This window comes from Flavobacterium sp. (genome assembly GCF_031422135.1).
Taxonomy (GTDB): Bacteria; Bacteroidota; Bacteroidia; order Flavobacteriales; family Flavobacteriaceae; genus Flavobacterium.
Genome location: NZ_JANOQD010000120.1, coordinates 1 through 4,677, shown reverse-complemented (window position 1 = coordinate 4,677; position 4,677 = coordinate 1). Strand labels below are relative to the sequence as shown.

At 32.1% G+C, this 4,677-nt stretch carries 4 protein-coding genes; 3 read left to right on the top strand and 1 reads right to left on the bottom strand.

The genetic code is table 11. The features are described from left to right. The first annotated feature begins 189 nt into the window (after nucleotides 1-189). Together RMO70_RS15895 and RMO70_RS15890 are read left to right on the top strand one after the other, a co-directional pair. On the top strand, nucleotides 190-600 hold the full coding sequence (locus RMO70_RS15895; RefSeq protein ID WP_310557425.1) for a DUF3891 family protein: 411 nt from the start codon (nucleotides 190-192) through the stop codon (nucleotides 598-600). 34 nt (nucleotides 601-634) lie between these two features. Further along, the gene (locus RMO70_RS15890; RefSeq protein ID WP_409025099.1) at nucleotides 635-931 is read left to right on the top strand and encodes a DUF3891 family protein; all 297 of its coding nucleotides are present in this window, start codon (nucleotides 635-637) and stop codon (nucleotides 929-931) included. A 45-nt stretch (nucleotides 932-976) separates the two neighbouring features. On the opposite strand, the gene RMO70_RS15885 is transcribed toward RMO70_RS15890, so the two are convergent. After that, the gene (locus RMO70_RS15885; protein WP_310557424.1) at nucleotides 977-3,781 is read right to left on the bottom strand and encodes a PAS domain S-box protein; all 2,805 of its coding nucleotides are present in this window, start codon (nucleotides 3,779-3,781) and stop codon (nucleotides 977-979) included. A gap of 503 nt (nucleotides 3,782-4,284) precedes the next feature. On the opposite strand from RMO70_RS15885, the gene RMO70_RS15880 reads away from it, so the two are divergent. Next, a complete protein-coding gene (locus tag RMO70_RS15880; protein WP_310557423.1) occupies nucleotides 4,285-4,554 on the top strand; it encodes a hypothetical protein in 270 nt (89 codons plus the stop codon). The last annotated feature ends 123 nt before the right edge of the window (nucleotides 4,555-4,677 follow it).

The window sequence follows — 4,677 nt, the reverse complement described above, 5'->3', positions numbered from 1 at the left end:
CTTGAGGGTTTTTGCATTTAACCAATGAGAACGCAAATTACTTTGTCTGTTCGCACTTTGCTTCGCCGATTCGCACTTTTAGGTTCGATTCAAGGTCAAGTAGGTTTAAATTTGGATAACTGTGATTTACTATTTTTATCATAGAATGCGGCGAATATTTTATGTAAATAAGACAAAATATATTTAATTATGATTGTTACCTCACATAATCAAGGTTGGAAAATCACCACCCAACGCTCTCACGGCTTGCTGGCGGCAATGTTGGCTTTCCAATTCGAAATTGATTTGCCAAATGAAATTATGGTTCCAACACTTATTGCCATTGCCGAACACGATGATGGCGTTGCAGAAACTAAACAACCAAAAAACCTTACAGATGCTGGAGCACCACGTCATTTTTTGGTAGAAAAGGGTGCTGCGAAAACCGATTTAAAACAATACCAAAATGTTATTGAACTTGCCACTTCAAAAAGCCAGATAAATGCCTTGCTAACTTCTATGCACCTTAATTTTATTTTTAGCGACCACGTTTACGGAGAAGATAAGTTGATGGATAACTTTTTGAAAGACCAAGAAAAAAATCGAAAAAAAATTACTTGAAAACTTAAATTTCGATAACCAGTTTGCTAAACATTTGTATCGCTTTGTAGAATGGTGTGATGCTTTTTCATTATTAATTTGTATGGACAAAATTCAGCCAGAAGGACGCAAAATGGAAATATCTGAAAATCCTGACGGAGTGATTAATCAAGTTTTCTATAAAGATGATAACGTGATCACGGTAACTCCTTGGCCATTTAAGCAAGAACGTTTTACCGTCTTTTATGAATATAAAATTATAGAACAATTAAAATTTACTTCCGTTGAAGAATTTGATCAAATTTGCATAACTACGGTTTCACAGCGGCAAGAGTTTCTATTAGTTAAATAAATTGCTGCTTATTTTAAGTTAATAAGTATAGATATCTAAAATCTTTTATTTTTGATTATCATTTATCACTTTAACAATTTTTTCATACAACAATTTTTCATCAATGGGTTTTGAAACATAATCATTCATGCCGACAGCCAAGCATTTGTCTATGTCTGCTTGTGTGACATCTGCTGTGAGGGCAATAATCGGAATTTGAGATTTCATTTCTTCACGAATGTGTTTTGTAGCTTCAAAACCATTCATTTCTGGCATGTGCAAGTCCATGAGTATCAAATCAAATTGATTAGTTTTCATTTTTTCGATTGCAATTTTACCATTTTCGGCAATTTCAACTTCAAAATTAAAATTTCCTAAAACTACTTTTATAAGCAATTGATTTAATAAAATATCTTCGGCAACTAAAATTTTAATGTTTTTCAATTCCATATCAGATTGGCAAATCATCTTATTTTCGGTAGTTTTTTTCGATAAATTATGTCTCAAATTATTTGTGTTGAATTTTAAAGTAAATGAAAAAGTAGATCCTTTGCCAATTTCACTATTCGTCACAATTGTACCGCCCTGATTTTCGACTAATTTTTTTACGATTGCCAAACCTAGTCCTGTTCCGCCATAATTGGCACTCGTTTCTACATGGGCTTGTTCGAAATTATTGAATATAGTTTCTAGTTTTTCGTTAGCAATTCCTATTCCGGTATCGGTAATTTTAAACTCAATATTTAGTTTATTTTTGCTATGCGATAGTACTTTTACATCAAGCGAAATACTTCCTTTATCTGTAAATTTTACTGCATTGCTCAATAAATTCAAAATTATTTGTCGCAAACGCATTGGGTCGCCAATAATTTGGTTTGGTATAGCATCATCTAAAGTCAAATTGAATTTTAATTTTTTCTCTTTTAATTTAATTTCGAATAATTGTACAATTTTGTGAATAGATTCTACCAAATCAAACGCTATTTTATCAAAAGTCATTTTTCCGGAATCTACTTTGGCGAGATCCAAAATATCATTAATTAAAACCACAAGTGCCTCGCCCGAGACTTTTATGGCATCGAGATATTGCTTTTGCGAATCGGTTAATTCTGTTTTCAAAATCACGTTTGTAAATCCAACAATGGCATTCATCGGCGTTCGAATTTCGTGGCTCATGTTGCTCAAAAATTGTTGTTTTGCTTGCACGGCATTGTCAGCCTTTATTTTTTCTTCGATGAGTTCTAGTTCAAAAAGTTTTTGTTCGGTAATATCAAAACCGGCACCAATCATTCCAACAAATTCTCCATTATTTAAAAAACGAGGATTTCCATGAAAGGTGAACCATCTGTAAACTCCATCATGTCGCTTGATGCGAATATTTGGTGTGCTATATGGAATTCGATTTGTAAAAGCAGGAATGTAAACGTCCATAATTAGTTGTACATCATCTGGATGCACAATATCATTCCAACCTTTGCCAATTGCTTCTTCGAATGTTTGCTTGGTGTATTCTAACCAATATTTATTCACATAACTAATATTTGCTTCAATGTTAGGTTCTGCAACGAAAATACTTAATGGTAAATTGTCTGCCAATAATCGAAAACGCTCTTCGCTTTCTATAATTCTCATTTTATCTAACACATGTGGCGTTACTTCATTGGCCAAAATGGCAACGCCTTCAATTTCGCCTTGCATATTTCGTTGTGCTTGGTATATAAAATTGTAATGCATTAATTCCCACCTTTCATTTCTCCATAGTGTTATTGGAGTTTCATAGGCATTATAGGGTTCGCCAGTTTCGAATACTTTCAATATTAATTTATGAAAACCTTGCTCTACTGCTTCGGGCAAAACGTCATAAAACGATTTGCCAATGACATCTTTTCCTTTGCCCCAAGTTTCAAGAATGGCATCGTTGGCAATTTCAATAATGAGGTTTTTGCCTTTGAAAATGGCAATCATATAAGGCGAAGTAAAAATTAAGTTTTCATATTTGTGTTCGCTTTCTTCAATTTTTTTTCGTGCAATTACTTGTTTCGTAACATCTATATTGGTACCTATTAACCATTCAGCTTGCCCAGTAGTATTGGTGCGAACAGTTTCCACAGCTTCAATATGACGGAGTATGCCATCGTCTCGCTTTAAAATTTTAAAAGAGCGCTTGCTGCGGCTGCTATTTTTTAACGTATCCTGTAATATTTTTTCTTGCTCCTCAAAATCTTCAGGTACTACTGCTTCTTTCCAAGTATTGTATTGTACAAATCCATTATTTGTTGGCTTTACACCGTAAATTTCGAACATTTTTGCATCCCATTTGATTTGGTTTGTGATCACATTCCATTCCCAAATACCTACTCCAGAGGCTTCAGTTGCCAATCGAAAACGTTGTTCACTATCCTCTATTTTTTTATTGGCTAAAACTTGTTCGGTTACATCATAAGACATTACCATTAGTCCATATATTTCGTCTGATTCGTTTTTTAAAGCCTCTAAAGAAAAATTGAAATAATATTGTGTTGGAACACCATTATTATTCAAGTCAATCTTGGCTTCATATTCGCTTGCTGTAAATGTTTTACCAGTTTTATAAACATTATCAATTATTTCAAAGGAGCCAGTGCCTTCCAATTCAGGATATACTTCTTGATAGGTTTTACCTAATAAATCGTTTTCTGTGCGGTTATTTTGTTTTTGATATTTTAGGTTTGCCATAATGAACCTGTGTTGCGGTCCATTAAAAATAGCAATTGCTGCAGGTGCATTTTGAAAAATACTTCTCAATTGTTTCAAGTTGTTGTCGGAAATAGTAGGTGACTTTTCAGTTTCTGAATGAGATAATTCCGATTTTTTTGGAGTAGTTGTTTTCATATTTAAGAAACCTTTTAGAACATTTGTTAAATAATTTATCCAATGATGATAAATGCCAAACCAGAAAATAAATAGTACTTTTTGTTTAAAAATTGATTGTTAAACTAATGGGGAAAAGTAATCAAACTGCAAATAGATAGTAATTATTTTCAAAAATACTCTTTTTTAAATTTAAAATACTGATGAACATAATAATATGTAGTTAAAATATTTTTTAAACCTAATAATTTTACAACTTATATTAATGATTATGTAACTAATATATATTATTAAAATATAATTTTAATGCAACCCATTCTAACAAAGCAGAAAGCTTGAAATTCAATAAAAAATGGCTATTAATGCCTACAAATTCAACAATACAACACCGAGTTGAATGTTATATTGAACATCAGAAAAATTGCAATTGCCGACCTATTCCTAAAAAAAATATTAAATAAATTAAAAGCAAAAATCGTCTAAATTACTTCAAAAACATAATGTAAATAAAAACAAACCAAGAAATGAAACAAATCGATTTAAAACCAACTAAATCCCATAGTTTAGAGCAACCCAAAGAGCCTTACGACATAATGAAGGAACAAATCGAAGCTGGCTTAAAAGAGCATCGTAGATCCAATATGGGGCTTTTTCTATCTTCAATTTCGGCTGGATTAGAAGTAGGGTTTAGCATATTAGCCATAGGAATAATTTATACACTTTTTAAAGCAGAAGTTTCACCTAGTAAATTATATTTAATGATGGCAATGGTATATTGTATCGTCCTAAAATAGGTTGACTAAAAATTAAACACTTTTAGCATCTATGGAACCAACAACAAATCAAGCCTGTCGAAAAAACAGCTATCAAAAAGTTACTTTCGAGCACAAACTTTTTGTCATCGACCAAATCAATAA